This is a genomic window from Microbacterium sp. MAH-37 (genome assembly GCF_009758255.1).
Lineage (GTDB): Bacteria > Actinomycetota > Actinomycetes > Actinomycetales > Microbacteriaceae > Microbacterium.
In genome coordinates this window covers 110,830-136,908 of the sequence record NZ_WSEN01000002.1, presented here as the reverse complement: position 1 = coordinate 136,908, position 26,079 = coordinate 110,830, and the positions used below count along the sequence as shown (strand labels likewise).

Genomic DNA, 26,079 nt, shown 5'->3' with positions numbered 1-26,079 from the left:
CCGGGCGCGGACTGCGCGTACCGTCGGAGGATGGGCGCGCTCATCTACGACGATTCCGAACACCCGATCTTCATCGAGGACCGGACACTCGCTCATCTGAAGGTCGTCATCTCGACCAAGCTGCGCCGGCAGGAGAGCTTCACGCTGAGCTGGCGGCATACGGACGGTCAGCCCGTGGGCAGGACGACGATCTGGCTGCATCCCTCGATACCGCTGCGCTTCGTGTTCGACGACCCGCAGCCGCCGGAACTCAACGCCGCCTGGGTCGAGCGGCTGATGCACTCCGCCAACACGACGGGCGGGATCCAGCTCGTCGACGAAGTCGAGGAGCAGCCCGAGACGGAGTGACCCGTCCGGCCCTGCGCGTGCTCAGACCGCGGCTGCCTCATGCACCCGCTCGACGGTGACCGTGTTCGCCGGCTCGGGAGTGACGTAGAGCCCCGTCGGGGAGTTCGCCGTGTACGCGAGGGCCTCGATCCACGCCCGGTTGATGGCCGGCTGCCTGCTGCCGAAGTACTTGAAGACGAGGTCGCTGCCCGCGTGCACCCACACCGTGGTGCGCCCGCCGCCGATGCTGGGGTCCTCGCGCCACGAGAACGGGAACGGCTCTCCGCGCCGCAGCTTCGCAGTCATCACGATCTGCACATGGGTGAGCGCGCGATCCTCCACCTCGATCTTCGTCCCACCTTCATAGATGAACTTGCCCATGGCCGGCGTCCTCTGGTCTTCTCCACGGAAACCCGTGCCAAGAGGCGCAACCGAGATGATCGCTGTGTGGGGATTGTGTCTTCACTCTCGCGCATGTCCGCGATGGGCGCCAGGCATGGTGCGCGGCTCAGGCCCCGGTCGCCGCGTTCCAGCCGGTGACCCACTGCGCCAGGCGCGCATAGGCCTCCTCCCGCGCCTCATGGCGCGACAGGAAGACGTCGTGGAGGGCGCCGTCGATGCGGGCCACGGTCACGGACGGTCCGAGTTTCAGCGCAGCGCGCGCGATGTCGTCGACCCAGAGCACGGTGTCGGCGCTGGTGAGAGCATCCGACCATGCGGTCGGCATGGCCGTGCGCGCGGACAGCAGGACGAGCACCGGGGCATCGATCCGCACGCCGGCGGCGATCTGCCGGTGCCCGGTGAGGATCGCGTTGAGCCAGCCGGCGTACACCGTCATCGTCTGCTCCGGCCGCCAGTCCAGGTTCACGTCCATCGGGTCGTCGGGATCGGCGACCGCGTTCTGCGCCCGCGTGTAGAACCCGAGGTCGACCTGGGGCGCCTTCTCCAGGGGCCAGTACTTCGCCTGCATGCCCACCAGTGGCGCGATCGTCTCACGCTGGAAGCGGGGCAGCTGGAACTCCAGCCAGGGGCTGTTCAGAACCATCCCGGCCACCTCGCCAGGATGCCGGTCGGCCCACAGGCTGAGGATCAGTCCCCCGGTCGAGTGACCGAAGAGCATGAGGCGGCGGTTCCCGGCATCCTGCCCCTCCCTGATCACTGCGAGCGCGGCGGCGATGTCCTCGTCGTACGTGGCGAGGTCGTCGATGTAGCCCGGTGTCTGGCCCGGCCGCAGACTGCGGCCGTACTTGCGCAGGTCCAGCGCGAAGAAGCGCGCGCCGCGCGCGGTCCAGAACCGGGCGAGCCGCTTCTGGAAGAAGTAGTCCGACCAGCCGTGCACGTACAGCACGTCGACGTCCCCCAGTGGGAGCGTCGGCGCAGGATCCGGGCGGATGCCGCGCAGCCGCTGCCAGAACGTCGGCGCGGGCACCGGCTCTGGCGCATCCGGCAGTGCGCGCACCAGCGTCGCGACGACCTCGCCCTCGTCGTCATGACCGAGCGGCAGCGTCTGCTGGACGAACTCGTCGCCCAGAACGTCCGGTGTCCACTCCCCCATGGGGCCAGGGTATCGGCCCTTCGTCTCTCTCGGCGGATCCTGAGCGGGGAGCGACGCGACGAGACGAGGCGAAGGGGCGCTCAGGAACCGGAGCGTCAGTCGCGCGAGACGCGCACCATCTCGTCACGCGGCACGACCTTGATGCGGGCGCGGCCCTCCGGCTCGCCGAGACCGATCTCATGCGCGTCGAGACGGTGCCAGCCGTCCAGGTCGGTCCACAGCACGCCGCGCTCCTGCAGCAGCGCCGGGATCGCCTCCTCGTCGGGGACCTCGGGCTGCCACCAGGACCCCTGGTCGTTGATCAGGTGCCGCACGGTCTCCATGGCGTCGGACTTGGTGTGCCCGATCAGACCCACCGGACCCCGCTTGATCCAGCCCGTGGCGTAGATGCCGGGGACGCGCTGGTTGGACTTGTTCTCCAGCACCTGCCCCTCCCGGTTCGGGATGACGCCGTGCTTCTTGTCGAAAGGCACGTCAGGCAGCGGCGATCCGAAGTAGCCGATCGCGCGGTACAGCGCCTGCATCGGCACTTCGCGCATCTCGCCGGTGCCCACGGCACCGCCGGCGCCATCCGACTTGGTGCGCTCGTAGACCAGCGCCGCGACGCGACCCTGCTCGTCTTTGCGCACCTCGACCGGCTTGGCCCAGAAGTGCAGGTGCAGCCGTCGCGACGCCGTGCCGCCTGCGTTGTTCACCGAGTCGCGCTTGCGCCAGGACTGCAGGATGCGGTCGATCACCATGACCTGCTTGTTGCTGGCGACGGCGTCCTTCGAGGCCTCGTCGTAGTCGAAGTCCTCGTCGTAGACGACCATGTCGACGTCGCGCAGCTCGCCGAGCTCGCGCAGCTCGAGCGGCGTGAACTTCACCTGCGCCGGCCCCCGGCGGCCGAACACGTGCACGTCGGTGACGGCGCTGCCCTTCATGCCCTCGTAGACGTTGCGCGGCACTTCGGTGACCAGCAGATCCTCGGCGTGCTTCGCGAGCATCCGCGACACGTCGAGGGCGACGTTGCCGTTGCCGATCACGCCGACGGATGCGGCATCCAGGGGCCACTCGCGCGGCACGTCGGGGTGCCCGTCGAACCAGCTGACGTAGTCGGCGGCGCCGTACGAGCCGAGCGCATCGATGCCGGGGATGTCGAGCGAGGTGTCGCGCACAGCGCCGGTCGCGAAGATCACCGCGTTGTAGTGCCGCTTCAGATCCTCCAGGGTGATGTCCTCACCGAAGCGCACGTTGCCGAACAGGCGGATGTCACCGCGGTCGAGCACGTCGCGCAGGGCGTTGATGATGCCCTTGATGCGCGGGTGGTCGGGGGCGACGCCGTAGCGCACCAGGCCGTACGGAGCGGGCAGCTGCTCGAACAGGTCGATGGACACGTCGAACTTGCGCTCCGCCTTCAGCAGGAGGTCGGCGGCGTAGATGCCTGCCGGGCCTGCGCCGACGATAGCCAGCCTGAGCTTGGTCATGAGGATCCTTCCGTGAGGTCGGTTCAGAGGCCTGCGAGCCGGATGCCGCTCAGCGCGAGCGTTCCGCGAGGCTCTCGGCGAATCGGGTGAGCGCGTCCCGCACCGGGCCCTTGGGCAGGACGCCGAGCTGGGCGACCGCCTCGTCCGTCCAGGACTGCGCGAGTGCGAGGGTGCGCTGGGTGGCCGCGTGGTCGCGGAGCTCGGCGAGCGGACCGTCGAGCAGCGACGGATCCTCTCCCTCGGCGATCCGGGCGACGCCGTCGTCGATGCGCCGCGCGAGATCGCCGGCGTCGTCGTGCTTCAGCAGCAGATAGGGCATCGTCGGAACGCCGGCTCGCAGGTCCGTGCCGGGCACCTTGCCCGTGTCGGCCGGGTTCGCGGAAAGGTCGATCACGTCGTCGAGCAGCTGGAATGCGACGCCGATCTTCTCTCCGAACACGCGCATCGGCTCCTCGTACTCGGCCGGGGCGTTCGAGAAGATCACGCCGCCCTGCGTGGCGGCGGCGATCAGCGAGCCGGTCTTGTCGGAGAGCACCTGGATGTAGAACTCGATCGGATCGTCGCCCGGCTGCGCGCCGACGGTCTCGTGCAGCTGGCCGAGCACGAGGCGCTCGAAGGTGTCGGACTGCAGCCGGATGGCGCGGTCGCCGTGATGCGACATGAGCTGGCTGGCGCGCGAGAACAGGATGTCGCCGGTGAGGATGGCGACGTTGTTGCCCCACACCTCGTGCGCGGCGGCCACGCCGCGGCGCTTGTCCGCGCCGTCCATGACGTCGTCGTGGTACAGCGAGCCGAGGTGCGTGAGCTCGAGCGCCTTGGCGATGTCGACCACCGCGGGGATGTTGCCGTCGCCGAGCTGGGCGGTCAGCAGCGTCAGGATCGGCCGGATACGCTTGCCGCCGGCCTCGTACAGGTAGCGGCTGGCCGCATCGGCGACCGAGTCGGCGGCCTTCAGATCCTCCGCGAGCCCGGACTCGACGAGCTCGAGGCCGGCCTCGACCTCGCGCGACAGACGGCGCGCTGAAGGCCCGAGGAACACGCGGTCGCTGAAGCCCAGCAGGCTCGCAAGGCGCGTGCCCGGGGCGTCGGGGCTCGAAGTCACGAAGACCAGCCTACCTGTGGTCAGACGACAGGCTTGCGAGCGCGGTGCAGTGCCACGATCCCGAACGACAGGTTGCGCCAGGCGACGTCGATCCACCCGGCTTCGCGCAGCCATGCCGCGAGAGTCTTCTGGTCGGGCCACTCCCTGATCGACTCGTTCAGGTAGTCGTAGGCCTCACCGTTCGTCCCGGCCACCCTGGCCACTCGCGGCAGCACCTGCGAGTTGTAGAACCCGAAGAACGCACGGAACACCGGCGACGGCGGGGTGGAGAACTCGTTGATCACCAGTCGCCCGCCGGGCTTGGTCACGCGGAACAGCTCCGCGATCGCCTTCTTCGGGTCCTGCACGTTGCGCAGGCTGTACGACATGGTCACCGCGTCGAACTCGGCGTCGCCGAACGGCAGGTCCGTGGCATCCGCCTGGACGAAGCTGAGGTTGGGCAGGTCGCCGTGCCGGCGCTCCCCCTCGGCCAGCATCCCCGGCGAGAAGTCGGCGGCGATGACGTCGGCGCCGCTCGCCGCGAGGGAGGCGGAGGAGGACGCGGTGCCCGCACCGAGGTCGAGGATGCGCTCGCCCTTGCGCGGCGCGACCGCCCTCGTGGTCGCGGCGCGCCAGAGCGCGTCGTTGCCGACGGTCATCACCGTGTTGGTGCGGTCGTAGCCGGCGGCGACCTGATCGAACATCCCGCTGACGCGGGCCGGGTCCTTGCCGAGGTCGGCGCGGTTGGGCTCTGCGGTCATCCTCCGATCCTACGGGGCAGCGCATGGGCGGTCGTAGACTCTGCCGAGTGAGTGCACAGCGTCCTGATCCCGGCCAGACGATGATCTTCCAGTGGCGCAAGTGGGACGGTTCGCCGCACTGGGGCGGCGAGGGCGTGTACCTGGGTGCGGACCAGTGGGGCGACTGGATCGGGCAGCCGGTCGGCTGGATGAGCTCCCGCCCTGGCAGGTCGTTCGTCGCCGAGAGCCCGAACGTGACGCTCGTGCCGCGGGACGCCGCCGACTACGCCCTCACCGTGCACCGCGGACATCCGCGCGCGATGCGCATCTACATCGATCTGGCCTGGGACGTGCGCTGGTCCGATGACGACCCGCTCGTCGCGACGGCGATCGACATGGACCTCGACGTCGTGCGGCACCTCGACGAGCGCGGCACCCGCATCGTGGATCAGGACGAGTGGGAGGAGCACAGCGTGCGGTTCGGCTACCCCGCCGACGTCATGGCGCACCTCGAGGCCCGTGCTGCCGAGCTCGAGACGCAGGTGCGCGCGCAGCGGGCCCCGTTCGACGACGCGACCGCGGATGCCTGGCTGGACCGGCTCGTGGCCCTCGGTCTGGACCTCCCGCTGCCTGCAGAAAGCTAGGCTGATCGGGTGACTACCCGACTGGTCGTGGAGACCCGAGAGATCGACCCGGTCGAAGACCCCCTGACATATGCGGACCCCGACGAGCCGCTTGCCTGGCTGCGCCGCGGTGACGGCATCGTCGCCGCCGGCGGCCGGCACCGGATCACCATCCGCGTGCCCGCCGGATCAGAACCGAGCCGCGCAGCGCTGATGGCCGAGGCGTGGCGCGAGCTGACCGCCGCCGCGGACATCGACGACCAGGTCGATCTGCCGGGCACCGGGCTGGTGGGTTTCAGCACCCTCACCTTCGACGAGGACTCGGCTCGCGACGCCGTGCTGATCGTGCCCGAGACGATCATCGGCCGCCGCGACGGGCGCGGCTGGATCACCCGCATCCGCGGCATCGAGGACGACGTGCCGGCCGACGTCGCTCCGCGAGAGTACGGGCCGCATTGGGCCGGCACCCTCGGCCCCGGCGCGCAGTCGCCGGAGGGCTATCAGGACTCGGTGCGCCGCGCCGTCGCCGAGATCACCGCCGGCGACTACGAGAAGGTCGTGCTGGCCCGCGACCTCACCGGCACCGTTCCTGCGGGATCGGATCTGCGCCGGCTGGTGCGGGCGCTTGCGACCGGATACCCCGACACCTGGACCTACGCCGTCGACGGGTTCATCGGAGCCTGCCCGGAGACCCTCGTCACCGTCCAGGGCGGCACCGTGACCGCCCGGGTGCTCGCCGGCACGATCGGCCGCGGCGCCGACGCGGATGCCGACACCGCGGCATCCGCCTACCTCGCCTCCAGCACGAAGGACCTCGACGAGCACGAGTACGCCGTGCAGAGCCTGCTCGCCTCTCTGCGGCCGCACGTGCGCGCCCTCGCCGCCGCCGAGCAGCCGTTCATCCTCAAGCTGCCCAACCTGTTCCATCTCGCGACCGACGTCGAGGCCGAGCTCTCGGACGGCGCCTCCTCCCTCGACCTCGTCGGCGTGCTGCATCCCACCGCTGCGGTCGGCGGTACGCCGACGGATGTCGCGGTGCAGGCGATCCGCCGCCTGGAACCCTTCGACCGCGGCCGCTACGCCGGCCCCGTCGGCTGGGTCGACGCCGCGGGCAACGGCGAATGGGCCGTCGCGCTGCGCTGCGCGCAGTTCGGCAGCGGCGAGGCCGGCCAGGTCGCGGACGACACGATCCCGGTGACCGCGTATGCCGGCGCCGGCATCGTCGCTGGCAGCGACCCCGAGACCGAGCTGCTCGAGACCCGGGTGAAGTTCCGTCCGATCGTCGACGCCCTGGCCTGATCAGCTCGCGGCGAGGCGCTTCTTCTCGGCGTCCACGTCGAAGTCGGCCTTCGGCCACTGCGGATCGATGCCCTCGAGCGCGGCGATCAGGAGTTCCTGCACGGCCAGCCGCGCGTACCACTTGTGGTTCGCAGGGACGACGTGCCACGGGGCATCCGCCGTGGAGGTGCGGTCGAAGACGGTCTGATACGCCTCCATGTAGTCGTCCCACAGCATCCGCTCGTCGACGTCGCCCGGGTTGTACTTCCAGTGCTTGTCGGGGCGGTCGAGCCGCTCCATGAGCCGCGACTTCTGCTCGTCACGCGAGATGTGCAGCATCACCTTCACGAGACGGATGCCGGAGGCCGCGACCTGCTGCTCGAACTCGCGGATCGCGCCGTACCGGCGCTCGATCTCTTCCGCGGACGCCAGTGAACGCACCCGGCCGATCAGCACGTCCTCGTAGTGCGAGCGATCGAAGACCCCGATGAATCCACGCTGCGGCAGCCGCTTCTCGACCCGCCAGAGGAAGTCGTGCGCGCGCTCCTCGTCGGTCGGGGCCTTGAACGCGGCGAGTTCCACGCCCTGCGGGTCGACGCCGCCGACGACATGCCGCACGATGCCACCCTTGCCCGCGGAATCCATCGCCTGGAGGACCAGCAGCACGGCATCCGTGTCCTCGCCGACGCGGCTGGCCGCATAGAGCCGCTCCTGCAGGTCGCCGAGCAGCTCCCGACGCGTCGCGAGATCCTTCTCGCCATGCGACTTCCCGTGCGAGAACCCCGGCGTCGAGTCCGCATCGACATCCGCGAGGCGGAACCCCTCGCGCACACGCAGGAGGTCGGACGGATGCTCGTGCCACAGGTGCTTCGACATGGTGACATCCTGCCGTACGCGTCGGCCCTTTCCTTGCTCCGGTCTCACTCCTTGCGGGTGTGCGGTGGCCCGCACCCACAACCGTTGAGACCGGAACTGGGGAAGACAAGCTCCTCAGGGCTCCGGTCTCGCTCGTTGCGGGTGGCCGGCGGCCCGCACCCACAACCGTTGAGACCGGAGCCGAGGGAAAGGCCGGTCAGAGCGTGCCGAGCGCGTCGCGCGGGGCGGCATCCGTGGCGAGGGTGTCCAGCACGGTCAGCAGCCGGCGCTCCTCGAAGCGGAAGTGGCTCTCCATGATCGCGCCGAGACCGTCCAGGTGACGGGAGAGGTCTGCGGGGGCGGCATCCGAGTCGACGGCGGTCTGCAGGCCGCCGATCAGGTGGGCCATCATCGAGTGGTCCTGCTCGAGCTTGCGCAGCACGGGCGCCAGGCCGGGGTGCTCCCGCTCGATCGCGGGGAACAGCGACCGATCCTCGCCGCGGTGGTGCGAGTCGAGGGCGCTGCAGAATCCTCGGCAGTAGAGCAGCAGGTCGCGGGTGGCCGGCGCCGCCTGCTCGCCTGCGGCGAGCGCCTCGCGGGTCACCCGCAGCGCCTCGCGCAGCCGCCCGTGCACACGACGGAGCTCGTCACTCCAGGCGGTGAAACGCGCGTTGTCCTGATCCATCCGGTCGAGCCTAGCGCTCGAGCGGTACCTCGATGAGCTGTGGCCCGGTCACCGCCGAGGTGAGCACCTGATCCAGCGCCGAGCGGGTGGACACCCGCTGGTACTCCCAGCCGTACGCCGCCGCGAGGTCGGCGAACCGTGCGGAGTGCGGTGTGTAGAACGCGCGGTCAAGGTCGTCCTGCGGAGCGGATACCGCGACCTCGAGGCCGTCGAAGATCGTGCCGCCGCCGTCGTTACCGATCACCACCTGGATGCGGGGTGCCGTCTCGCCCGCGGGCAGCAGCAGCGCGCCGACGTCGTGCAGCGCGGCGAGGTCGCCGAGCAGCACGCGCGTGACGCCGGGAGCGCCGTCGCCTTGGCTGGCGAGGGCGATGCCGATGGCGGTCGCGATCGTGCCGTCGATGCCGGCCAGCCCGCGGTTCGCGTGGACAGGCACCTTCTTACCGCTGAGCACCTGATCGGCCACGCGCACCAGCCGCGACGAACCGAAGACCAGCCGGTCGTGAGGCCAGGTCGCGCGCCAGACGGCGTCTGCGAGCAGCGCACGGTCCACGGGTCTGCGCACGGCGTCGAGCTCGGCCCGCACCGCCTCGGCGCGCACGAGCGGATCCTTCGAGCTCAGTCCGCCCTGGTCGGGTGCAGCCTCGGAGAGGTCGATCGCGACGGCCTGCGAGGCCGTCATCCACGCGCCCAGCCACTGACGATCGATCTCGCCCTGCTCGACGGTCACGGCGGATGCGGCAGTGGTGCGACCGTTCAGGTCGAGCTCCTCGCCCCCGCCGCGCACGGCGATCACGTCGACGTCGCCGCGGGAGAGCAGCGCCGTCACCTCGCGGCTGAGGGTCGGATGCCCGAGCACGACGGCCCGCTCGATGCGGCCGCCGAGGCTGTCGTCGCGGAGCAGTCCGCGGTAGTCGTGCACCAGTCGGCGGCCGAACCGGGCCCCGCTGACGATCTCGGCGATCAACGGCCAGCCCCCGGTGTGGGCGATCTCCTCCGCATCGGCACCGGCATCCGCCCCGGCGAACACGACAGTGCGCGGGCCGTGGGCGAGCAGCAGAGGATCGGATGCCGGAAGTCGCGGCGCGGGTCCGGGATCGGCGGTCACGTCGTTCGAGGCGGAGAGCGGCTCGCGGGAGGGGAGGTTCAGGTGCACGGGGCCGGCGACGCCGGGGACGCCCTCGCCTGTGATTCCCAGGGCCGCGTCGACGGCCAGGGTGCCGAGGCCGGACCAGGCGGTTGCCTGCACCGCGGATCCTGAGCGAGGAGCGGAGCGACGAGACGAAGGGCGTCCTTCGTCTCGCTCCGCGGATCCTGAGCGAGGAGCGAAGCGACGAGACGAAGGGCGCTCAGGACCCGGAAGTGGACCCGGCACCGGGGCATCCACCGCCCAGCGCACGAACGGGCCGAAGATCCCGGGCTGCACGGTGGCCTGGTTCGCGCCGACGCCGCGCAGCTCAGGCGGACGGTCGGCGGTCATCAACAGCAGCGGCACGCCGGAGTGGAAGGCCTCCATCGCCGCCGGGAGCAGGTTGCCCGCCGCGGTGCCCGAGGTGCAGACGACGGCGACGGGCACGCGGGTCTCCCGAGCGATGCCGAGCGCGGTGAAGCCGGCCACCCGCTCATCGATGCGCACGTGCACGCGGAGCAGTCCGGCGCGATCGAGGGCCGTCGCCGCGAGTGCGAGTGCCTGCGAGCGGGATCCGGGCGAGAGCACGAGGTCGCGCACACCGTGCGCGATGAGGTCGGCGAGCAGGTCGGCTGCGGCCTCGCTCGCCGGCGAGGAGGTCCCCGTCGTCACGACCGCGGATCCGGGTGGTCGCCGTCCTCGTCCAGTCTGGCGAGCTCCTCCTCGAGCTCGCGGATGCGGGCGTCCTGTTCCTTGCGGGTGATCCCGCGCAGGAACTCGGCGTCGTCGTCGGGCGCGTAGGGACGTGTGTCGGAGTCGTCCTTGCGCCGCCGGCCGATGGCGAACCAGAGGATGCCGCCGATCACCGGGATGAAGACGACGATCGCGACCCAGGCGCCCTTCGACACACCACGGTGCCGCGTCGCCGGCTGCACGCTGCAGTCGACGATGCTGAACACCCAGAACACGACGGCCAGGAAGCCGCCGATGATGAGGAACCTCGCCATGTCTCCAGTGTAGGCGCGGATTCCCGCGCCCAGCCCAGTCCTAAGCGCCCCGCCTAAGCTGTTCGGGTGAAGAAGTTGCCACCCCTCCTCGTGTACACCGTGCTGCGTCTGCTGGCGTTCCTGGTGCCGCTGGCGATCCTGTACTTCTTCTTCCCGATCTTCCGCGAGTTCTGGTGGCTCGCGGCGCTGTTCGCCGCTCTCATCGGCATGAGCATCTCGCTGCTGTTCCTGCGCACCCCGCTCTCGGCGACCTCGCGCGACATCTACGAGCGCCGCGCGGCGCGCAGGCCCGGCAAGCCGACCGACGAGGACGTCGAGGACGGCGAGACGCCCGAGGCCTGAACGACGAAGAGAGCGGATGCCGGCCGGCATCCGCTCTCTTCACGTTCAGCGCCTGCGGAACGTGACGTGGATCGTGCCGCTCTCGGCGACCTCGCTGGTCACGTCGCAACCCTCTTCGAGGCCGCGCAGATCCTGCCAGAGGCTGTCGCCGCGGCCGAGCAGGATCGGTGCGATTCCCACGTGCAGCCGGTCCACGAGGCCCGTGGCGAGGAACCGGCGCACGACGTCGACGCCGCCGCCGATCCGCACATCCCGGCCTCCGGCCGCCTCGGTCGCCCGCCGCAGGGCGTCCTCCGGCGTCGCCTCGAGGAAGTGGAACACCGTGCCGTTGTCGAAGGCGATCGACGGGCGGGGCGTGTGGGTGAGCACGAAGACCGGCACCTGGAACGGCGGCTCCTCGCCCCACCATCCGCGCCAGTCCGGGTCGTCGCCGTGATGGTGCAGGCCGAACATGCCCGCTCCCATGATCTCGGCGCCGATGCCCTCGAAATAGGCGGCGGCGTACTTCTCGTCGACGCCGGTCGTGCCCCTGCCCGACGTGTCGCCGAACACACGCTGCTGCATGGTGCGGGTGGCGGTGTAGGCGGCCACCAGGCGGCCCCAGTCGTCGCCGAAGGGGTTCTCCGGCGTCTGGTCGGTGGTGGTGGCGTAGCCGTCCAGCGAGATGTTCAGATCGACTCGTACGCTCATCGTGTTCCTCTCAGGCGTTCGCGGGGTTGCTGGCCTTGCCGTCCAGCCACAGGGTGTCGGAGGCATCCGCATGCGCGCCGTCGGTGCCGACGTGCTTCGCGCTGATCTGCGGGCCCTTGGTGATGACGTGCACGAGCGCCATCCCGTAGCCGCGGGACAGGTCGTAGTCGGCCTTCAGCCACTCCAGGATCGGGGTCGCCTTGGTGTCGGGGCCGAAGCCCTTGTCGGTCGCCAGCTCGATGAACTGACGCGGAGTGAGACCGGTCTTGGTCTCGATGTTGTCGAGGTATGCCTGGAAGGACATCTGACTCCTATTCGGTTCCTGAGCTTGACGAAGGATCGAGGTCTGTCTGGATGATGATGGCAGAGGCGTGGATGCCCATGAGGCGCATCGTGCCCGTGCCGGTGTTGGTGAACTTGTGCGGCACGTACGCCGGGCCGGTGACCGTGTCGCCGGCGGTGGCGAGGATCTGCTCGTCGCCGACGACGAAGGTGACGTCGCCCTCGAGCACGACCCAGGTCTCGGGGTACGGATGCCAGTGCAGCGACGCCCCCTGGCCCGGCTGGTTGTCGATGTAGAAGTACGAGATGCCTGCCCCGTGGTCGCTGCCCTGGAACCGGCGGCTGCGCCCGCTGCCCAGCCGGATCTCATCCGGCGCGACGAGCGTGGGAACGGCGAGTGTCTCGACCATGATGTGCTCCTTTCCGTGCGGTGGTCCCACTCTTTCGCCCATGGAGAAGAGACCCTAGAGTTTCGATGTGGATCGAAACACCCGCCCGCGCGAAGGCGTCGAGAGCCCGGACCATCGGGTGGACTTCCGGCTGAGCCCCGGCGACATCCAGGCCGTGCGGTTCGGCGTCTCGCCCGGGCACGAGTTCGCCCATGCGATGCGCGTGCTGCTGCGGCCGGCGGACTATCCGCTGCAATGGGGCTGGTTGAAGCAGGTGCGCGAGTCCGTTCCGCGTGAGGCGTTCGGCCTGCTCGCGCAGGTGATCGGCGCAGACGGCTATATGCCGGATTTCCTCACCACCGACGCCCGCTGGGATCTCACGCCCTCCGACGAGCTCGCCGCTCTCCGCGAGGCACCGGTGCCCGGCATCCTCGTCGATCTCGGCAAGATGGTGCAGCGGTCGTCCGGAGAGCGGCAGCGGGCGCTGCGCCGCATGCAGACCGATCCCGAACGCGCCCGCGCCCTGATCGCCGACGCCTGGGAGCAGGTCTGGGATGCCGCGGTCGCCCCGGTCTGGCCGCAGCTGGAGCGGATGCTGCGCGCCGACATCGCCGTGCGTGCCAGGATCGTCGCGGCCGACGGCCTCGCCGCCATGGCCGGAGGGCTGCACCGCACGGTGCGCTGGAGCGACGGTGCGGTGCGGGTGCAGCTGCGCCGCCACAGCGAGGACGTCGACTGCCGCGGCAGCGGACTCGTCCTGGTGCCGTCGGTGATGTCGTCGTGGGGCTGCATGGTTCTGACGGAGCCGCCCGCGCAGCCCACGCTGTTCTACCCCGCGCGGGGCGTCACCGCCGGCTGGGCGCGGGAATCCGCCGATGTCGAGCGGGCTCTCGGCGCCCTGGTCGGGCCGGTGCGTGCCGGCATCCTGCTGCAGGCACACATCCCGCGCACGACGTCACAGGTCGCCGCGGAGGCCGGGATCGCCGTCTCGACGGCGTCGCACCACCTGACCGTGCTGCGCGACGCGGGGCTGGTCACGAGCTCCCGCGACGGGAACCGGATGCTGCACCTGCGCACGGCGCTCGGCGAGGCGCTCGTCGGCGCGGGGCTCTGAGACGACGGCGAGTCAGGCCGGGAAGCTCTGCGCGACGATGGCGATGTCGTCGTGCGGCTTCGCGAAGATCCATTCGTCCTTCGCGTCCTCCGCCGCGCGGATCTCACCGGCGATCTCGGCCAGGCGCCCGGCGGATGCCAGTTCGGCGAAGCGCTCGAGGGTGTGAACCCCGACCAGTTGGAAGCCCCGGGTGCCGCCGTCGGACGATGCCACGATCGCGGCGAGCCCTGCGGCCGGCGTGCGCCCGGTGAGCGCGTGCCGGGCGGCATCCGGATCGGTCTGGGCGCACCAGAACCCGCCCGCGACGTTGCGCGTCTCGTCGAGCGCGCGGAATCGCGCAGCGGCGATCTCGGCGCGCTCGTGCTCGCCGGCGCCGAGAAGCTGGGCAGCACGGCGGTCCACCGCGGCGTTGATCCGGTCGTCGGTGATCTCCGTCGCCTCGCCGTCTCGCCCGACCAGCACGATCGAGGCGTCGCAGAGCACCAGGTGCTCGACGTCATCGCCGATGATGCGCCAGGCCGCGACCGTGGCGCTCGGCGACCCGGCATCCAGGTCGCAGGTGCCGCGGTGCGCGTCGGTGACCTCGCCGATCGCTCCGGCCAGGGCGTGCGTCATGGTCGCGGTGCGATCTTCCAGTCGCACCCGGAAGGCTTCCGCCAGCATCCGCGCGTACCAGGCGACCGAGTGCCCGCAGCCCTGCCGCATGCTCTTGGGAAGCCCTGCGCCGTCGACCACGACAGCGATGCCGTCACCGAGTGCGCAGGCGTCCTCGCTCTCACGGCCGGGCTCGGCGGGAAGAGCGAAGAGGTCCATCAGCCGACCAGGGCCCAGTAGATGAGTCCTGCCCATGCCAGAGACGACAGCGAGGTGAGGCTCAGCGCGATGATCAGTTCGCGCGCCTGACGGTAGGTCCACACGATGAGGATCGCCGGCAGCACCGCCAGCAGCACGAGCAGCGAGATCCACGCGATCGGGTAGAGCAGGGCGAACAGCACGGAGCAGACGAACGGGATGAGCACGAACAGCGTGTACAGCACGCGGGTCGCGGTCTTGCCGATCAGGACGGTGAGTGTGCGCTTACCCACCTCACGGTCCTGATCGATGTCGCGCAGGTTGTTGGCCAGCAGGACGGCGCATGCGAAGAACCCCGCGGCGACCGCGGCGATCCAGGCCTGCAGCGGCAGCGCCGACACCTGCACCCAGGTGGTGCCCAGCGTGGCGACCAGACCGAAGAACACGAACACGAACAGCTCACCCATGGCGTTGTAGCCGTACGGACGCTTGCCGCCGGTGTAGAACCACGCGGCGATGATGCTCACGGCGCCGACCGCCAGCATCCACCACTGCTGCGTGCGGATGACGATCGCCAGCCCCACCAGCGCGGCGAGCGCGAAGAACACCAGCGCCATCAGAAGCACACGCTTCGCGGGCACGCGGCCGGAGGCCGTGAGCCGCGCCGGCCCCACCCGGTGCGCGTCGGTGCCACGGATGCCGTCGCTGTAGTCGTTGGCGAAGTTCACACCGATCTGCAGCAGCACGGCGACGGCGAGGCAGGCCAGGGCGAGCGCCCAGTGGAAGAGGTGGTCAACGGTCTGCGCGGCACCGGTCCCGAGCACGACGGGCGCGACGGCCAACGGCAGCGTGCGCAGCCGCGCCGCCCCGACCCAGTCGCCGACGCGGACCGGCCCCTGCTCGACGACCGGGCGCTTGGCCGGGTTCCCGCTGGTGCCGCGCTTCTTCTTGCTCTTGCTGTTCTTGCCGGATGCCACGTCCGGCATCCTACTGACTCGGCCGATGAACGCACTTGCCCACGGGTACCCTCGAAGGGTGACCGACCAGCCCGCGCGCCCCCTCTACCCGCAGGCGACCTCCGTGGCGGAGTTCGCGCAGAACATCGCCGACGTGCGCGCGAACATCGCGGCCGCCGCCGAGCGCTCCGGGCGCGACGCATCCGGCATCCGCCTGCTGGCAGTGAGCAAGACCGTGCCCGAGGAGCGCCTGCGCCTCGCGATCGAGGCCGGAGCGACCGATCTGGGCGAGAACAAGGTGCAGGAGGCGAAGCGCAAGGCCGAGAACCTCGCCGACCTCGACCTGCGCTGGTCCGTGATCGGACACCTGCAGACCAACAAGGCCAAGGACGTCGTGTCGTTCGCCGACGAGTTCCAGGCGCTGGACAGCATCCGCCTCGCCGACGCGCTGGACAAGCGCCTGCAGGCCGCGGGGCGGTCGCTCGACGTCTTCGTGCAGGTGAACACCTCGGCGGAGGAGCAGAAGTCGGGTATCGACCCGGCCGATGCCCTCGCCTTCCTCGAGGAGCTGAAGCACCGCGACAGTCTGCACGTGCAGGGGTTGATGACCCTCGCGCTCTTCACGAGCGACACCGAGCGGGTGCGGGAGTGCTTCCGTATCCTGCGCGACGTGCGCGACCGCGCCCGCGAGCGCGACCTGGTCGGCCCTGGTGAGCTCTCGATGGGCATGTCCGGCGACTACCAGGCCGCGATCGAGGAAGGTTCGACCGTGGTGCGCGTCGGCCAGAAGATCTTCGGCTCGCGGGCCTCGATCGCGTGAGTTCAGTCCCCCGATGGGACGATCGGGCGGTTCTCGTAGAACGTCTGCAGCACGACCGTCGTGCGCGTGCTGACGTTCGCGGCGAGACGGATGTCGCGGACCAACTGCTCCAGCGCACGCGGTGAGGGTACGCGCACGAAGAGCATGTAGCTGGCGTCGCCCGCGATCGAGTGGCACGCCTCGATGGCGTCGAGGTGCTCGAGAAGCTCGGGCGCAGTGTCGGGCTGAGCGGGGTCGAGCGGCGTGATCTCGATGAAGGCGGACAGCGGCTTGCCGACCTGCTCGGCGTCGAGCAGCGCGCGATAGCCGGTGATCACCCCGCGGGACTCCAGTCGTTTCAATCGCGCCTGCACGGCCGAGGTCGAGAGCCCCACGGACTCGGACAGCTGCGCCAGGGTCACCCGTCCATCACGGGACACCTCGGCGATGATCGCGCGGTCGACAGCATCATCCATACATGGAAGAATAGCGGCAGATACCTGTGCTTGCAGGAAAATTTCCGCCTCATTGCCGATCGGAGGTCCCGATGTCCACTCTCACTCCCACCGCCAACGCCATCATCGGCGAACCCGAGGTCGTCGAGGATGCCGCCACCGCCGAGCACACGGCCGCCTGGGCGCAGCTCAAGGACGCCGCGATCGCGATCCGCCCGCTGCAGATCAAGGACGGCTCCATCCCGGAGGCCGCCGACCGCGAGAAGGCCAAGGAACTCGTCGGCGCCATCACCGCCGGCATCCGTGCCCTCTCCCCCGCCTTCCCGCACGACGCCGAGTACCTCGCCGCCTCCGTGAAGGACTTCGAGCGCTGGGTCGACGAGGACTTCGGAGTGCCGGACTTCCTCGACTCGCTGGTGGCCTTCCAGCCCCAGCAGCACCGTGTCGACGGCATCCGCCACCTCGTGATCTTTCCGATGTACACCCAGAACGGCTCGAGCGACCGCCTCGTCGAGGCGCTCATCGTCGAGACCATCTGGCCGGAGTTCATCGCCGACCTCGAGGCCGGCGACTACGGCAACAAGCTGTTCGTCTCACTGCGGCTGATCGACTTCACGCCCGGCTACGACACGAATTCGGCGGTGCTCTTCCCCGAGACCGTCGCGATGCGCGAGATCCCATCGTTCACCTGGGGTGCGATCTTCCAGGACCGCGAGGCGGCCCGTTACCGTCGCGTCGTCCGCGCGGCATCCGAGATCACCAATCTCGAGCTGCCCGAGCGCGCGAAGGCGATGCTCGACGACCAGCAGATGGCCGAGAAGACGTTCGTGATGTGGGACATCATCCACGACCGCACCCACATGCGCGGCGACCTGCCGTTCGACCCGTTCATGATCAAGCAGCGGATGCCGTTCTTCCTGTACTCGCTCGAGGAGATGCGCTGCGACATGACGGCGTTCCGCGAGTCGGTCAAGATCGAGCGCGCGTTCGACGCCCGCATCGCCGCCGGGGAGACGCTCACCGAGACCGAGCAGGAGATGCACGACTACGCGCACCTCGTGCAGTACGCGGTGATCTTCGACCGCATCTTCCGCTTCGCCATCACCGGCAACCGCACGCGCAACTACGACGCCGTCGGCGGCCAGCTGCTGTTCGCATGGCTGCACCAGCGCGGCGTGCTGCACTGGACCGACACCGCTCTCGCGTTCGACTGGGACAACGTGCCCGACGCCGTCGTCGCGCTGGGTGATGCGATCGACGACCTGTACTGGCACTCGATCGACCGCCCGAAGGTCGCGCACTGGTTGGCCGCGTACGAACTGGTCCGCGGCACGCTGACCCCGCACCCGGCGTCCCAGTGGGCCCGTGGACTGTCCGACGAGATCCTCGCCGGTGCACCCAAGGGTTACACGGACGCGGTGATGGACGACGAGTTCCCGCTGTCGATGTTCTTCGAGACGCTCGACAAGAAGATGAAGCCGGTGATCGAGTCGACCGTGGGCATCCGCGGCACCGACGACTGAGGCTCTTCCTCCGCTCCGGTCTCAACGGTTGCGGGTGTTCCGGCCGGATCACCCGCAACCGTTGAGACCGGAGCTGCAGAGGCATGGAAAGGTGAGGGTATGAGCGTTTCGGGGAAGACCGTCATCATCGCCGGCGCGACGAGTGCGGCAGGGCTCGCTGTCGCGCACGCACTGATCGCGAGCGGCGCGAGCGTCGTCGCGACCGGGCGCTCGGCGGAGCGCCTCGCACCGCTCGCGGATGCCGGGGCGCAGACCGAGATCGCCGATGCGACCTCGTTCGAGGAGATGACGGCCCTTGCCGCGCGTCTCGGCCCCGTCGACGGCGTGCTGCCGCTGGTGGGCGGCTGGCGCGGTGGCGGCGGTCTCGCCGGCCAGAGCGATGACGACCTGGCCGCCCTGCTTCCCGCGTTCGCGGCCGTGCGCGCCACCAGTCGCGCCTTCGACGCCGCGCTGCGGGCGTCGGAAGCCGGCCGCTTCGCCGTCGTGTCATCCACCGCCGTCGCCCGGCCGCTGGCGGGCGGAGCGAACTACGCGAGCGTCAAGGCCGCGAGCGAGACCTGGGCACGTGCCGTCGCACAGGGGTTCGCCAAGGCGGCGCGGGATGCCGGCGCGCCGCTGCGTGCGGCTTCCGTCGTGTTCCGCGCGAAGGGGGCGCTCGAGCCCGAGCTCCTGGCATCCGCCGTCGTCGGCATGTGGGAGTCCCCCGCCGAGGAGATCAACGACCGGATGATCGAGCTCGCGCCCTGATCAGGATTCCCCGCCGCCGCCCGGTTCGGTGTGTCCGGCGGGGGCGGAGGGGTCGACCAGTCCTCCGCGGGCAGTCAGCGGAGTCGCATCCACCGCGACCCCCGCGGCATCCGTCTCGGGTGCCGGCGGTTCGCCTCCTGCAGGTTCCTGGGCGTACGACGCGCTGAGCCGGCGGTAGGCGCGGGTGGTGAAGGCGAACAGGGCGAGCGCGATCGTGGCGAGGCCGGCGAAGAAGAAGATCAGCGCGATGCCGCGCGCCCGGCCGTCGCCGACGAGCCAGCCCCAGCTCTGCTGCCCCTGCGCCGACTCGACGAACGGGATGATCGCGTACTGCGCGATCGGGGCGATGAGGAATGCGGTGATCGGTGCGGCCGAGGCCTCCATCGCCGAGGCGAAACCGAACACCCGCCCCTGCCGTTCGAAGGGCACGACCTTCTGGATCACGGTCTGCTCGGCGGCCTCGACCGCGGGGATCAGCGCCATGTAGACCCAGATGCCGAACACGTACAGCGGCCACCAGTCCCGGATCGTGAAGACCGCGCCGAGCACACCCATGCCCATGACGAGCAGCAGCATGGTGCGGATCGGGTTGCGCCCCAGTCCTCGCGCCGCGACGACGGCGCCACCGATCAGGAAGCCGGTGGACGACACGGCCAGTGCGATGCCCCAGAGCTGCACGGACATCAGCTCGAGTCCGTAGGGATCCATCAGCGCCATGTAGACGCCGCCGATGAGGTTGTTGAACATCGAGAAGAACAGCAGCACGAACAGACCGGGCACCGCACGGATCGAGCGGATGCTGCCGCGGACGTCCATCGTCGACGGCGCATCGGGGTCGACCTGCGGCTTCTCCTCCGGGATCTGCACGAACAGGATGTGCACCAGCGACACCACGGTCAGCCCGACGGCGATCACGAGCGTGCCTCCCATGCCGAGGAAGCCGATCGCCAGGCCGCTGAACACGCTGGTGACGAGGAACGCGAGACCCTGCACGGTGCCGACCATGCCGTTCGCGTTGGCGTGCCGTTCGACCGGCACCAGCAGCGTCACGGTCGTGGACAGCGCGATGTTGCGCATCTGCTCGACCACCGCGCCGAACAGGATGAAGCCGCAGAACACCCAGAACCAGGGACCGCCGAAGTCGATCAGCGCGCTCTCGGGCTGCCAGAGGTAGACCACGCCGGCCGCGACGAAGGCCACGGCGGTGACGGCGCTCGAGAAGATGAACACCGCGCGCTTGCGGTGCCTGTCGACGAACGTGCCGAACACGATCGAGAACACCGCGATCAGCAGCATGTAGGCACCGCCGACGATGCCGGTCGCCATGACGTTCTTCGTCTCGAGGTAGACCCAGAAGGTCAGCGCGAACCACAGGAAACTGGTGGTGACGTTCGCCACCATCGTGTTCACCAGCACCTGAAGGAATGTGCGCATGGATCGAGGGTAGGCGGGACGACCGACATCCGACAGTGCTGCGCGCAGATCGTGACATCCGCTGAGAAGTAGGCTGGTACGGTGAGCGTTCTGCATGACACCGCCGTGCGCGGCTTCGCATCCGACAACTACTCCGGCATCCACCCCGAGGTGCTCCAGGCGATCTCGGAGGCCAACGACGGCCACCAGGTCGCCTACGGCGAGGACCAGTACACCGAACGACTGCAGGAGGTCTTCCGCAGCCACTTCGGCGACGGTGTGCAGGCCTTCCCGGTGTTCAACGGCACCGGCGCCAACGTCACGGGGCTGCAGTCGATGCTGCCGCGCTGGGGCGCGGTCATCGCGGCATCCACCGCCCACATCAACGTCGACGAGGCGGGCGCCCCCGAGAAGGTCGGCGGCTTCAAGCTGCTGACCGTGCCCACCGACGACGGCAAGCTCACCCCCGAGCTCGTCGACCGCGAGGCGTGGGGCTGGGACGACGAGCACCGGGCGCAGCCGCTGGTGGTCTCGATCACCCAGTCCACCGAGCTGGGCACGCTGTACACCGCGGACGAGATCCGCGCGCTCGCCGACCATGCCCACGGCCACGGCATGAAGCTGCACCTCGACGGCGCCCGCATCTCCAACGCCGCCGCAGCCCTCGACCTGCCGCTGCGCGCCTTCACCCGCGACGTCGGCGTCGACGTGCTGAGCTTCGGCGGCACCAAGAACGGCGCGATGCTCGGCGAAGCCGTCGTGGTGCTGAACCCCGAGGCGTCGGACGGGCTGGTCTTCGGGCGCAAGTTCAACATGCAGCTGGCCTCGAAGATGCGGTTCGTCTCGGCCCAGCTGATCGCGCTGCTCGAGGGCGACCTGTGGCTGCGCAACGCGCGGCACTCGAACGCCATGGCGCAGCGACTGCGGTCCGAGGTCGAGGCGGGGCTGGCAGCCGGCACCGTGCGCGGCGTCTCGTTCTCGCAGCCCACGCAGTCGAACGGCATCTTCGCCGTGCTGCCCGAGGGCGTCGCCGACGAACTGCGCAAGAGCTTCCGTTTCTACGACTGGGATGCCGCAAAGCGCGAGGTGCGCTGGATGTGCAGCTTCGACACGCAGGAGTCGGACGTGGACGCGTTCGTCGCCGAGCTCGGACGACTGACCACGGCCTGAGCGCACGACGCTCCGACAGGCTCAGCGCCCCAGTTCCCGGGCGCTGAGCCTGTCCAAGGGCGGTCAGGAGCCGAGGTACTCGCGGTACGCGTCGACTGTGAACGGGCGTCCGAGGAACGACTCGACCAGATCTGCGGCATCCCGGCTTCCGCCCGGCTCGAGGATCTCACGGCGGTAGCGCGCCGCCGACTCGGGGTCGAGCAGCCCGGTGAAGCCGGTCAGCAGATCGCGGGCGATCACGAGGCTCCACTGGTACGTGTAGTAACAGGCGCCGTAACCGGTCAGATGGCCGAACGAGGCGTAGGAGTGCGTGCCGGCGATCCGCGCCACCGGGGTCGAGACCTCGTACCAGTGGTCGGTCGCCGCGGCCAGATCGGCGGGGCGGTCGACGTGCAGGTGGTAGGACACGCGCGCGTGGCCCAGCTGCGTGCGCACGAGCAGGGCGCGACCGAAGGCGTCCGCCTCACGCATCCGCTCGACCAGCTCGACCGGGATCGGCTGGCCGGCATCGTTCAGCGCGAAGGACTGCAGTACCCCGGCGTCCCAGACCCACTCCTCGAGCATCTGGCTGGGCGCCTCGACGAAGTCCCACTCGGTGGCCACGCCCGAGAACGCGACCCACTCCTGGGCGCCGCCGAGGATCTCGTGCACCAGATGCCCGAACTCGTGGAAGAACGTCTGCACCTGGCGGTGCTCCATGAGTCCCCTCGGAAAGTTGCAGACCAGGGATGCCTCGGGCAGGACGCGACCGCGCAGCCCTGGTGCGATGCCGAAGCACGCTGCGTGGTTGAACTTTCCGTCGCGCGGGTGCATGTCGAGGTGGATGCGGCCGATCCGAACGCCGTCTCGCACCACGTCGTAGGACCGCACGTCGTCGTGCCACGTCTGCACGTCGACGGGCTCGTAGACGATGCCGAAGAGCCGACCCGTGGTGGCGAGCACACCGCCCAGGACGCGCTCGTAGGAAAGATAGGAGCGCACCTCCTGGGAGTCGACGGCGAAGCGCTCGGCGTGCATCCGTGTCAGGAGATACAGCTGGTCGGCGGCAGTGACCGTCTCGGCATCCGGCTCGTCCTCGCGCAGGCGCGCGAGCAGCAGGTCGTACTCACGGGCGGATGCCGCACCTGAGGCCTCGTCCACCTCGTCGAGGAAGCTCGCGACGCGGGCGCTGGAGCCCGCCATCCGGTCCTCGGTCTCGTAGTCGGACCAGTTGCCGTAGCCGAGCAGGTCGGCGCGCTGCTGCCGCACGTCAAGCAGCTCGGCGAGGACGGCGTCGTTCTCGGGCCAGGCCAGCTCGGCGCGAGCCGCGCTCAGTGCGAGCCGGGTCGCACGGTCGGCCGCATAGTTGCTCACCGGCATCACGTCGGTCGCGTCGGTGGACAGCGCGACGAGTCCGTCGTCGCCCACCGGATGCTGCGCCACGAAGTCCTCCGGAAGCCCGGCGAGCGCCTCAGGCGCGACGCGGATCTCGCGCCGCCCCTCACGGATGTTCCGCGAGAACGCCAGGCTGAGCTCGGTGTCCCTCGCGGCGAGCTCCTGCGCCTTCACTCTGGTCGCCTCGTCGCGGTCGGCACCGCCGCGGCGGAAGTCGCGCAGCAGGTGGTCGCGCACGCGCGCTGCACCCGCATCGAGGCCCTCGGGATCGGTGGCGGCGAAGATCGCGGCCAGCTCGGCATCCGCCATCAGCGCGGTCCACTTGGCCTCGCCCGCGGCGACGCGCGCCTCAGCGGCCTCGCGCACCTCGCGGTCGGGGTGGACCTCGCTGAACACTTCGGCCTCGGCCCGCACCCGGTGCACATCGGTCTGCAGGTCGTTCCAGATCTCCAGCGTCTCGCGTGTCGAGCGCGGAGTGCCGTCCTTGAGAGCGGCGACGAGCTCGTCGGCGTGCGCGAGCCGGTCATCGGATCGGGTGCTCGCGAAGGCGAGCCAGTCGGCGGACGTGGTCGGGAAGGCGATGGGTTCGGTCACCCGAACGAGCCTACGCGGCGCCAGGACAGCGGCCCGCTACAGGGCGGCCTCGGCGAGCCAGTCCGCATCAGCGCCGCGGTAGTCCTCCTCGACGAACCGCTCCGGAACCGTGCTGAGGATGCGGTGCCAGGACTCGGCCCGCCCGAGCGCGGCGAGGCGCCAGGCAGCGGGCAGTGCAGCCCGCAACTGCGACATCGGCGCGAGGTCGCTCCACACCTCCAGGGCGGCGTCGGCGACGGCGCCCACACGCGGGTCTGCGGCATCCGTGCCCAGCCGCCTGGCGTATCCCTCCAACGGGATGCGCAGCGCGGCCAGCGGCGAGGAGGCGACGGCGTCGCCGAAGTCGAAGAAGAGCAGCCGCCCCTCCGGTGCGAAGACGTTCGCATCGTGCAGGTCGTTGTGATTCAGCGCGAGAGGCAGTCCGAGCGCGGCCAGCTGCTCTCCGGCGTCCCCGGCCGACGCAACGGCCGCGTCGACGCCGTCGCGGAGGTCGTCGGGGATGGTCCAGCCGTTACGCGCGCTCTCGACGTACTCGCGGGCGCCGGCGGGATCGATCGTCGTCAACGCGAGCTCGTCGAGATGTGAAGCGGAGGCCCGGGACAGCAGCATCGCGTCGCGCAGCAGCTCGGCCCAGCGATCATGCTCGGGCAGGTCACGCAGCACCCGGCCCTGATCGGCCGTGAGAGTCAGGTCACGCCGGACGTCGACGGCCACCGGCGTGACGACGTGCTCCGGCGCGACGCGTGACAGCACGGAGAGCACCCGCGCCTCCTGCTGCTGCGCGGGGCAGTTCTGCTTGACGTAGTGCACACCGGCAGCGGCGTCCACCCGCCAGACCGCCGCCCACGGCCGGTCCTTGACCCGCTCCAGCGAGCGCACCTCGCCGACGTACGGGGACAGCCAGTCGCGGAGGTCGTCGAGGAATGCGGTCGAGGACCAGACCTCGGGAGTCCAGGTCATCTCCGCAGGCCCCTCATCTCAGCAGGCCGAGGTGCGCGAGCGCCTGGCGGATGAGGGTGCCGCGGCCACCCTCCATCTCAGCCCAGACCGCGTCGGATGCGGCCTCCTCCGGGGTGAACCAGGTCACCTCGAGCGCGTCCTGCCGCGGTTCGCAGGTGCCGGTCACCGGAACCACGAATGCGAGAGACACCGCGTGCTGCCGGTCGTCACTGTACGCGCTGACGCCGGGGATCGGGAAGTACTCCGCGACAGTGAAAGGGTCGGGCGATGGCGGCAGCAGCGGGAACGCCATCGGCCCGAGGTCGTTCTCGATGTGCCGGAACAGCGCGTCGCGGATGGTCTCGCCGTAGCGCACCCGTCCGGAGACGACGGTGCGAGTGATCTCGCCGAGGGGCGTCGAGCGCAGCAGCACGCCGAGCGAGGTGACCTGGCCTGAGCCGTCGGTGCGCACCGGGACGGCTTCGACGTAGAGCATCGGGAGCCGGCGCCGCGCCTCGGCGAGTTCGATCTCGGTCAGCCAGCCCGGGTTGGCATCCGACTCGGGCACGCCGTCGAAACCGAAGTCGCCATCGGGGTCGGGATCGGGTGTGCGCACCGCCATGAGACCTTTCTACCAGCAGGGTGCCGCGAACGCGGGAGGCCCGCGTCGGCGGTCGCTGGCAGGATGGCTGCATGACCCTCACGATCGACGCCGAGGCCACGCTCTGGTCGACCGCGGACCGCGCCGGTCTGCCGCTCCTCGTGCTGCTGCACGGCTATGGGGCCGACGAACGAGACCTGTTCGGCCTGGTTCCCTACCTCCCGGAAGGTATCGCCGTCGCGGCTCTCGCCGCGCCCCTCGCTCCCCCGTGGCCCATGCCCGGCCGCTCCTGGTACCCGATCGACGATCTGCAGTCGCGCGACGCGACCCAGATCACCACCGCGGCCGAGGCGCTGGTGCGCTGGCTGGACGAGGAGGCGTCGGATGCCGCATCCGTCGCCCTTCTGGGTTTCTCGCAGGGCGCGGCGGTGTCGCTGCAGGCGCTGCGGCTGGATCCGTCGCGGTTCGACGCCGTCGTCGCCCTGAGCGGGTACGCGGCGCCCGGTGCTCTGCCGAACGACGCCGTGCTGCAGGAGCAGCGGCCGAAGGTGTTCTGGGGCCGGGGCACGCACGACGACGTCATCCCGCAGCACCTGATCGACCACACTGCGCAGTGGCTGCCCGATCACGCCGAGCTCTCCGGACGGGTCTACCAGGGGCTCACCCACTCGATCTCGGAGGCCGAGCTGAACGACGTCGGCGTCTTCCTGACGACCTGGCGGGACGCCGCGGTTCAGACCGGAGGGTCGGAGTCTCCGGCATCCTGAGTGTCGTCGCGAGGCGGCCTCGGCCGCCGCTTCCGGAACGCTCCGGCGAACGCGACCATCAGCGCGATCGTGATCGCGACCGCGACGCCCACCGTCACGCCCATGTTGTGCGTGGCCGACCAGAGCGCCGCCGCGACACCGAGCCCGACCACGATGCTGCCCGCGAAGCCCATCCGGGCGCGCATCTCGTGAGAGCTCGGCTGCCGTTGTTCCATGACCTCAACAGTACGCGGATCGCGCGACACGCCCGGGTTGCGCGATCCCGTCCCGACCGGTAACCTCGACGAGTCCTGTCCGCCGTGTTGGGAAGTCCATTGATCTGAATCGTCGTCTCCGCGTCCTGTCCACGCGCTGATCCGACGATCCTTCCTGCCCTCAGGCATCCG

Annotated in this window: 30 protein-coding genes; 10 read left to right on the top strand and 20 right to left on the bottom strand. The window is 70.1% G+C overall.

Annotated features, from left to right (window positions below; all coding sequences use genetic code 11):
* The first annotated feature begins 30 nt into the window (after positions 1–30).
* Positions 31–348, top strand: coding sequence for a DUF7882 family protein (locus GON06_RS01115; RefSeq protein WP_157310479.1), 318 nt, complete (start codon positions 31–33; stop codon positions 346–348).
* 21 nt (positions 349–369) lie between these two features.
* Here GON06_RS01115 and GON06_RS01110 read toward each other — a convergent pair whose 3' ends face one another.
* The 5 genes from GON06_RS01110 to GON06_RS01090 form a co-directional block, all read right to left on the bottom strand.
* Positions 370–708 carry a DUF7882 family protein gene (locus GON06_RS01110; protein ID WP_157310478.1) on the bottom strand — a complete coding sequence of 113 codons (339 nt, stop codon included), beginning with the start codon at positions 706–708 and terminating at the stop codon, positions 370–372.
* Between the two features lie 127 nt (positions 709–835).
* Complete coding sequence (locus GON06_RS01105) at positions 836–1,882, bottom strand: alpha/beta hydrolase (protein WP_157310477.1); 1,047 nt, start codon at positions 1,880–1,882, stop codon at positions 836–838.
* Positions 1,883–1,977: 95 nt separating this feature from the next.
* Positions 1,978–3,348 (bottom strand): FAD-dependent oxidoreductase, encoded by a 1,371-nt coding sequence (locus tag GON06_RS01100; protein ID WP_157310476.1) that lies wholly within the window; start codon positions 3,346–3,348, stop codon positions 1,978–1,980.
* A gap of 49 nt (positions 3,349–3,397) precedes the next feature.
* On the bottom strand, positions 3,398–4,450 hold the full coding sequence (locus tag GON06_RS01095; RefSeq protein WP_332837049.1) for a polyprenyl synthetase family protein: 1,053 nt from the start codon (positions 4,448–4,450) through the stop codon (positions 3,398–3,400).
* Positions 4,451–4,470: 20 nt separating this feature from the next.
* Positions 4,471–5,190, bottom strand: a complete 720-nt coding sequence (locus tag GON06_RS01090) for a class I SAM-dependent methyltransferase (RefSeq protein ID WP_157310474.1) — start codon at positions 5,188–5,190, stop codon at positions 4,471–4,473.
* A 47-nt stretch (positions 5,191–5,237) separates the two neighbouring features.
* Here GON06_RS01090 and GON06_RS01085 point away from each other — a divergent pair, with 47 nt between their 5' ends.
* Positions 5,238–5,813 (top strand): DUF402 domain-containing protein, encoded by a 576-nt coding sequence (locus tag GON06_RS01085; RefSeq protein ID WP_332837048.1) that lies wholly within the window; start codon positions 5,238–5,240, stop codon positions 5,811–5,813.
* 9 nt (positions 5,814–5,822) lie between these two features.
* Positions 5,823–7,091 (top strand): isochorismate synthase, encoded by a 1,269-nt coding sequence (locus GON06_RS01080; protein WP_332837047.1) that lies wholly within the window; start codon positions 5,823–5,825, stop codon positions 7,089–7,091.
* On the opposite strand, the gene GON06_RS01075 is transcribed toward GON06_RS01080, so the two are convergent.
* The 4 genes from GON06_RS01075 to GON06_RS01060 all read right to left on the bottom strand — a co-directional run bounded on the left by GON06_RS01075 (position 7,092) and on the right by GON06_RS01060 (position 10,746).
* Positions 7,092–7,946 (bottom strand): PPK2 family polyphosphate kinase, encoded by an 855-nt coding sequence (locus GON06_RS01075; RefSeq protein WP_157310471.1) that lies wholly within the window; start codon positions 7,944–7,946, stop codon positions 7,092–7,094.
* Between the two features lie 196 nt (positions 7,947–8,142).
* On the bottom strand, positions 8,143–8,610 hold the full coding sequence (locus GON06_RS01070; protein WP_157310469.1) for a hemerythrin domain-containing protein: 468 nt from the start codon (positions 8,608–8,610) through the stop codon (positions 8,143–8,145).
* A gap of 10 nt (positions 8,611–8,620) precedes the next feature.
* Positions 8,621–10,411: a thiamine pyrophosphate-binding protein gene (locus GON06_RS01065; protein ID WP_332837046.1), complete on the bottom strand. Its 1,791-nt coding sequence runs from the start codon at positions 10,409–10,411 to the stop codon at positions 8,621–8,623.
* A complete protein-coding gene (locus GON06_RS01060) occupies positions 10,408–10,746 on the bottom strand; it encodes a PLD nuclease N-terminal domain-containing protein (protein ID WP_157310467.1) in 339 nt (112 codons plus the stop codon). Before GON06_RS01060 ends, GON06_RS01065 begins: the two co-directional genes overlap by 4 nt.
* 66 nt (positions 10,747–10,812) lie before the next feature.
* Between GON06_RS01060 and GON06_RS01055 the strand changes: the two genes are divergently transcribed.
* Positions 10,813–11,088: a DUF4229 domain-containing protein gene (locus GON06_RS01055; protein ID WP_332837045.1), complete on the top strand. Its 276-nt coding sequence runs from the start codon at positions 10,813–10,815 to the stop codon at positions 11,086–11,088.
* Between the two features lie 45 nt (positions 11,089–11,133).
* Here GON06_RS01055 and GON06_RS01050 read toward each other — a convergent pair whose 3' ends face one another.
* Genes GON06_RS01050 through GON06_RS01040 form a run of 3 tightly spaced genes read right to left on the bottom strand, consistent with a single transcriptional unit; the run spans position 11,134 to position 12,470 of the window.
* Complete coding sequence (locus tag GON06_RS01050; protein WP_157310465.1) at positions 11,134–11,778, bottom strand: dihydrofolate reductase family protein; 645 nt, start codon at positions 11,776–11,778, stop codon at positions 11,134–11,136.
* A gap of 10 nt (positions 11,779–11,788) precedes the next feature.
* A complete protein-coding gene (locus GON06_RS01045) occupies positions 11,789–12,082 on the bottom strand; it encodes a DUF4287 domain-containing protein (protein ID WP_157310463.1) in 294 nt (97 codons plus the stop codon).
* Between the two features lie 7 nt (positions 12,083–12,089).
* The gene (locus tag GON06_RS01040; RefSeq protein WP_157310461.1) at positions 12,090–12,470 is read right to left on the bottom strand and encodes a cupin domain-containing protein; all 381 of its coding nucleotides are present in this window, start codon (positions 12,468–12,470) and stop codon (positions 12,090–12,092) included.
* A 67-nt stretch (positions 12,471–12,537) separates the two neighbouring features.
* On the opposite strand from GON06_RS01040, the gene GON06_RS01035 reads away from it, so the two are divergent.
* Positions 12,538–13,563, top strand: coding sequence for an ArsR/SmtB family transcription factor (locus tag GON06_RS01035; protein ID WP_332837044.1), 1,026 nt, complete (start codon positions 12,538–12,540; stop codon positions 13,561–13,563).
* A 12-nt stretch (positions 13,564–13,575) separates the two neighbouring features.
* Here the strand turns inward: GON06_RS01035 and GON06_RS01030 are convergent, their stop codons facing one another.
* Entirely contained in the window at positions 13,576–14,376 is an 801-nt protein-coding gene (locus GON06_RS01030; RefSeq protein ID WP_157310459.1) for a protein phosphatase 2C domain-containing protein, read from the bottom strand.
* Positions 14,376–15,341, bottom strand: coding sequence for a 1,4-dihydroxy-2-naphthoate polyprenyltransferase (locus tag GON06_RS01025; protein WP_157310457.1), 966 nt, complete (start codon positions 15,339–15,341; stop codon positions 14,376–14,378). Before GON06_RS01025 ends, GON06_RS01030 begins: the two co-directional genes overlap by 1 nt.
* 49 nt (positions 15,342–15,390) lie before the next feature.
* Here GON06_RS01025 and GON06_RS01020 point away from each other — a divergent pair, with 49 nt between their 5' ends.
* Positions 15,391–16,131 (top strand): YggS family pyridoxal phosphate-dependent enzyme, encoded by a 741-nt coding sequence (locus GON06_RS01020; RefSeq protein ID WP_332837042.1) that lies wholly within the window; start codon positions 15,391–15,393, stop codon positions 16,129–16,131.
* Positions 16,132–16,133: 2 nt separating this feature from the next.
* Here the strand turns inward: GON06_RS01020 and GON06_RS01015 are convergent, their stop codons facing one another.
* Entirely contained in the window at positions 16,134–16,586 is a 453-nt protein-coding gene (locus GON06_RS01015; RefSeq protein ID WP_157310453.1) for an Lrp/AsnC family transcriptional regulator, read from the bottom strand.
* Between the two features lie 71 nt (positions 16,587–16,657).
* Here GON06_RS01015 and GON06_RS01010 point away from each other — a divergent pair, with 71 nt between their 5' ends.
* Both GON06_RS01010 and GON06_RS01005 read left to right on the top strand, forming a co-directional pair.
* A complete protein-coding gene (locus GON06_RS01010; protein ID WP_157310451.1) occupies positions 16,658–18,088 on the top strand; it encodes a DUF6421 family protein in 1,431 nt (476 codons plus the stop codon).
* A 99-nt stretch (positions 18,089–18,187) separates the two neighbouring features.
* Complete coding sequence (locus GON06_RS01005) at positions 18,188–18,835, top strand: SDR family oxidoreductase (RefSeq protein WP_157310449.1); 648 nt, start codon at positions 18,188–18,190, stop codon at positions 18,833–18,835.
* On the opposite strand, the gene GON06_RS01000 is transcribed toward GON06_RS01005, so the two are convergent.
* The gene (locus GON06_RS01000) at positions 18,836–20,269 is read right to left on the bottom strand and encodes an MFS transporter (RefSeq protein ID WP_157310447.1); all 1,434 of its coding nucleotides are present in this window, start codon (positions 20,267–20,269) and stop codon (positions 18,836–18,838) included.
* Between the two features lie 81 nt (positions 20,270–20,350).
* Between GON06_RS01000 and GON06_RS00995 the strand changes: the two genes are divergently transcribed.
* Positions 20,351–21,418 carry a threonine aldolase family protein gene (locus tag GON06_RS00995; protein ID WP_332837041.1) on the top strand — a complete coding sequence of 356 codons (1,068 nt, stop codon included), beginning with the start codon at positions 20,351–20,353 and terminating at the stop codon, positions 21,416–21,418.
* Between the two features lie 63 nt (positions 21,419–21,481).
* Here GON06_RS00995 and GON06_RS00990 read toward each other — a convergent pair whose 3' ends face one another.
* From GON06_RS00990 to GON06_RS00980, 3 genes are read right to left on the bottom strand one after another with little or no spacing between them, the layout of a single operon-like run.
* Positions 21,482–23,386 carry a M3 family metallopeptidase gene (locus GON06_RS00990; protein ID WP_332837040.1) on the bottom strand — a complete coding sequence of 635 codons (1,905 nt, stop codon included), beginning with the start codon at positions 23,384–23,386 and terminating at the stop codon, positions 21,482–21,484.
* 36 nt (positions 23,387–23,422) lie between these two features.
* Entirely contained in the window at positions 23,423–24,346 is a 924-nt protein-coding gene (locus tag GON06_RS00985; RefSeq protein ID WP_157310445.1) for a hypothetical protein, read from the bottom strand.
* Positions 24,347–24,359: 13 nt separating this feature from the next.
* Complete coding sequence (locus GON06_RS00980; RefSeq protein ID WP_157310443.1) at positions 24,360–24,947, bottom strand: NUDIX hydrolase family protein; 588 nt, start codon at positions 24,945–24,947, stop codon at positions 24,360–24,362.
* 71 nt (positions 24,948–25,018) lie between these two features.
* On the opposite strand from GON06_RS00980, the gene GON06_RS00975 reads away from it, so the two are divergent.
* The gene (locus GON06_RS00975; RefSeq protein WP_157310441.1) at positions 25,019–25,693 is read left to right on the top strand and encodes an alpha/beta hydrolase; all 675 of its coding nucleotides are present in this window, start codon (positions 25,019–25,021) and stop codon (positions 25,691–25,693) included.
* On the opposite strand, the gene GON06_RS00970 is transcribed toward GON06_RS00975, so the two are convergent.
* Positions 25,660–25,908, bottom strand: a complete 249-nt coding sequence (locus GON06_RS00970) for a hypothetical protein (RefSeq protein WP_157310439.1) — start codon at positions 25,906–25,908, stop codon at positions 25,660–25,662. The genes GON06_RS00975 and GON06_RS00970 overlap by 34 nt on opposite strands.
* Between the last annotated feature and the right edge of the window lie 171 nt (positions 25,909–26,079).